General features: G+C 73.9%; 3 protein-coding genes. 2 read left to right on the top strand and 1 reads right to left on the bottom strand.

Annotated features, from left to right (window positions below; translation table 11 throughout):
• On the bottom strand, nucleotides 1-1431 hold a 1431-nt coding region (locus tag H5J29_RS36340), incomplete at its 3' end, for a cytochrome P450 (RefSeq protein WP_446686495.1).
• A 208-nt stretch (nucleotides 1432-1639) separates the two neighbouring features.
• Between H5J29_RS36340 and H5J29_RS25885 the strand changes: the two genes are divergently transcribed.
• Both H5J29_RS25885 and H5J29_RS25880 read left to right on the top strand, forming a co-directional pair.
• Nucleotides 1640-2353: an AIM24 family protein gene (locus tag H5J29_RS25885; RefSeq protein ID WP_181783628.1), complete on the top strand. Its 714-nt coding sequence runs from the start codon at nucleotides 1640-1642 to the stop codon at nucleotides 2351-2353.
• Between the two features lie 58 nt (nucleotides 2354-2411).
• Nucleotides 2412-3419, top strand: a 1008-nt coding sequence (locus H5J29_RS25880; RefSeq protein WP_181783627.1) for an NAD(P)-dependent oxidoreductase, incomplete at its 3' end; no start/stop codon positions are given.

Here is a 3419-nt window from a genome sequence, read left to right as displayed (position 1 = left end):
GTTCGGCAGCCCGCCGCCGAGCAGCAGGTCGACGTGCGCGCCCGGGGTCCATTCCGGCAGCGGGGCGTCGTCCACCGGCCGCAGCGTCAGGGCCACGACCCCGTCGGCGACCTGCTGCTTCGCCGCGACCCGCACCTCGGTCTCCAGCTCGCGGGTGACGACGGTGGTGTCGGTGCGGTGCCGCCGGGTCTCGACGTGCGTGTGCGGGACGGGCGCGTCGGAGGCGGCGAAGGCCAGGTCGAGGTGCTCCCACACGTACATGTTCGGGGTGGTGCGGTAGCGCTCGGGGACACCCGCGACCGTGTAGTCGCCGAGCAGGGGGAGGGCCTCCTCCAGCGCGATCTTGGCCTCCAGCCGGGCGAGCGGGGCGCCGATGCAGCCGTGCATGCCCTCGCCGAACCCGAGATGGCGCTGCCTGCCGCGGGTGACGTCGAACCGGTCCGGATCGGGGAACCGGCGCTCGTCCCGGTTGGCGGCGCCGTAGACGAGCACGACCCGGCCACCCGCCGGGATGGTCACGCCGTGCAGCGTGACCTCGCGCGAGGTCGTCCGGCCGACCAGCTGCAACGGCGTCGCGACCCGGATGGCCTCCTCGACGGCGTCGGGGATGAGCGAGGGGTCCGCGCGCAGGATCGCGCGCTGGTCCGGGCTCTCGGCGAGCAGCTTGAACAGGGTCCCGACGAGCCCGGCCGTGCTCTCCACCCCGCCCAGGAACAGCACCAGCATCAGGCCCATGACCTCGGACGCCGGACCGATGTGCTCGTCGGCGAACGGGACGCCGTCGATCTCGGCGGTCACGAGGTGGGTCACCAGGTCGGCGCGGGGCTCGCGGCGGCGCTCGTTCAGGAGGTCGACGAAATAGGACTGGATGCCCGCGGTGGCGGCCTTGGCGAGCGGGGTGAGGCGGGCGTCGTCCGGCCTGCGGTCCTTGAGCTCGTGCACCCAGCGCTCGAGCCGCGCCCGGTCCGGGCCGGACTCGGGGAGGCCCAGCAGGTCGAAGAAGACCTCGTTGGGCAGCGGCCAGGCCAGCTCCTGGGCGAGGTCGACGCGCCCGCGCGACCGCCAGCCGTCGACCAGCCTGCGGACCGTGCCCCGCACGACGTCCTCGCGCTCGGCGATCCGCGCCGGCAGCAGCGGCGGCTGCACCACGGCGCGGATCCGGTCGTGTCGCGGGTTGTCCACATTGGGCAGGAAGCCGGGCGGGTTCTGGTCCTTCGCCGTGTCGTCGATGTCGATGCCCTCGAACGACCGGTACAGGTCCGGGTCGAGGGCGGCGGCGCGCACGTCGTCGAACCGGGAGAGTGCCCACCAGTTCCACTTCTCGCTGTAGAACACCGGGGCCTCGTCCCGCATCCACCGGTAGACGGGGAAGGGATCGGCCTGGAAGTCCGGGCTGAAGGGGTCGTACTCGCGCGCGGCTCGGGTCACCACGAACCTCCTTAGATCGTTCTAAGACGGACAGGGTCCGCGACCGACCGGGGGCCTGTCAAGCGTGCCTCGGCGGATCCAGGTCCACGCGGGCGAGGCGGCCGGTCGGGGCTCGGACCGGGTGTACCCGCTGGACCGGCAACGCCGCCTGCGTGGCCCCGGCCGTCGCGATGTCTGGCGGATTTGCGGTGCGGGACACTAGGTTCGCCCCATGCAGACGCGGGTCGTGGGGACGACGATGCCCATCCTCGAGATCACGATGGCGGCGGGCGAGCGGCTGATCGCCGAGGGCGAGGACGTCGCGTGGCTGACGCCGGGCTTCGTCCTGGAGACCTCGACCCGCTTCGGGTCGGGCGGCAAGGGCGGTCTCCTGAGCGGCCTCAAGCGGGCCCTCGGCGGGGGACAGCTGTTCCTCACCGAGTACACCGCGCCGCCGACCGGCGGCTTCGTGGCGTTCGCGGCCCAGCTCCCGGGCGTGATCCGGGAGATCCGGATCGACGCCGCGGACCAGTTCATGGTCCAGTCCGGCGCGAACATGGCCAGCACCCCCGACGTCGAGGTGTCCGTCGGGCTGCAGAAGAAGCTCGGCGCGGGGCTCTTCGGCGGCGCGGGCGTGGTGTTCCAGAAGCTGAGCGGGAACGGCACGGCCTGGGTCCAGCTGGCGGGCGAGATCGTGGAGTACGACCTGCAGCAGGGGCAGTCGATGCTCATCCACCCCGGGCACCTGGCGCTCTTCCGCGCCGAGATGCCGCTGGAGTTCGCCTCGATCCGCGGGGTGAAGAACAAGCTGTTCGGGGACTCGCTGGTGCTCGCCGAGATCCACGGGCCCGGCCATCTGTGGCTGCAGTCGATGACCCCGGCCAAGCTCGCCGCCGCGATCCAGCCGTACCTGCCGGAGAAGACCCAGTCCGTCGGCGACTCCTGACGTCCCGGGGCCGGCCTCGGTCGCCGACCCGCCCGCGGTGCGGGGGCATGATCGGCGGATGGCGGAGGGATCGCGGATGGCGTCGGGTGCCGTGCTGGTGACGGACGAGCTGCAGCGGCAGGCGCTGGGGACCCCGCCCGAGGGCTGGCGGTACGCCCTGTGGGCCGAGCTGGAGGCGGGCGACGTGCCCGCGGCGGAGGTCGGGTTCGCGGTGATCAGCCGCGAGGGCGGGACGGCCCGGCGCACGCTGCTGCGGGGGCTGCCCGCGGTCGAGCACGTGCAGGTGCTGAGCGTGGGCTACGACTACGTGGCCGAGTACGTGCCCCCGGGCGCGCGCCTGCACAACGCCGCCTCGGTGATCGCCGAGACCACCGCGGAGCAGGGGCTGCTCGGGATCCTGGCCGTGCTGCGGCGGCTTCCGCAGTACGTGCGGGCGCAGGACCGCGCCGACTGGGTCGACGTCGACGACCCCGGCAGCGAGATCCCCGCCGCCGCGCTGGACAGCCTGGTGGGGGCGACGGTCGTGCAGCTCGGCCACGGCGTCGTCGGCAAGGCGCTCGCCCGCAGGGTGGAGGCGTGCGGCGCCGAGGTCGTGCCCTTCGCCCGCTCCGCCCGCACCGAGGCGGGGCGCGAGGTCCGGGCGCTCGCGGAGGTCGGGGAGTGGCTGCCCCGCGCGGACGTCGTCGCCTCGGCGCTGCCCCTCGGCCCGGGGACCCAGGGGTTCGTCGACGCCGCCTTCCTGGCGCGGATGCGGGACGGCGCCCTGTTCACCAACGTCGGCCGAGGACCCACCGTGGACACGACGGCGCTGGTGACCGAGCTGGCCACGGGCCGCATCCGGGCGAGCCTCGACGTCGTCGAACCCGAGCCGCTCCCGGCGGACCACCCGCTCTGGCGGATGCCGAACGTACTGCTCACCCCGCACATGGCCGGGGACGCCCGGACGACGGCGCGAGACCTCGCCGCGCTGGTGGCGGCACAGGTCGAGACCTACCGGGCGGGCCGCCCGCTGATCGACGACGTGACGGACCAGGCACCGGCTACCGGTCCGGACGCTCGTCGCGGC

Origin of the sequence: Pseudonocardia pini, assembly GCF_013870575.1 — a bacterium.
In the GTDB taxonomy this organism is placed as follows: Bacteria; Actinomycetota; Actinomycetes; order Mycobacteriales; family Pseudonocardiaceae; genus Pseudonocardia; species Pseudonocardia pini.
Note: the sequence above shows the minus strand (reverse complement) of the source record. Positions and strands in the feature narration are given on the sequence as shown.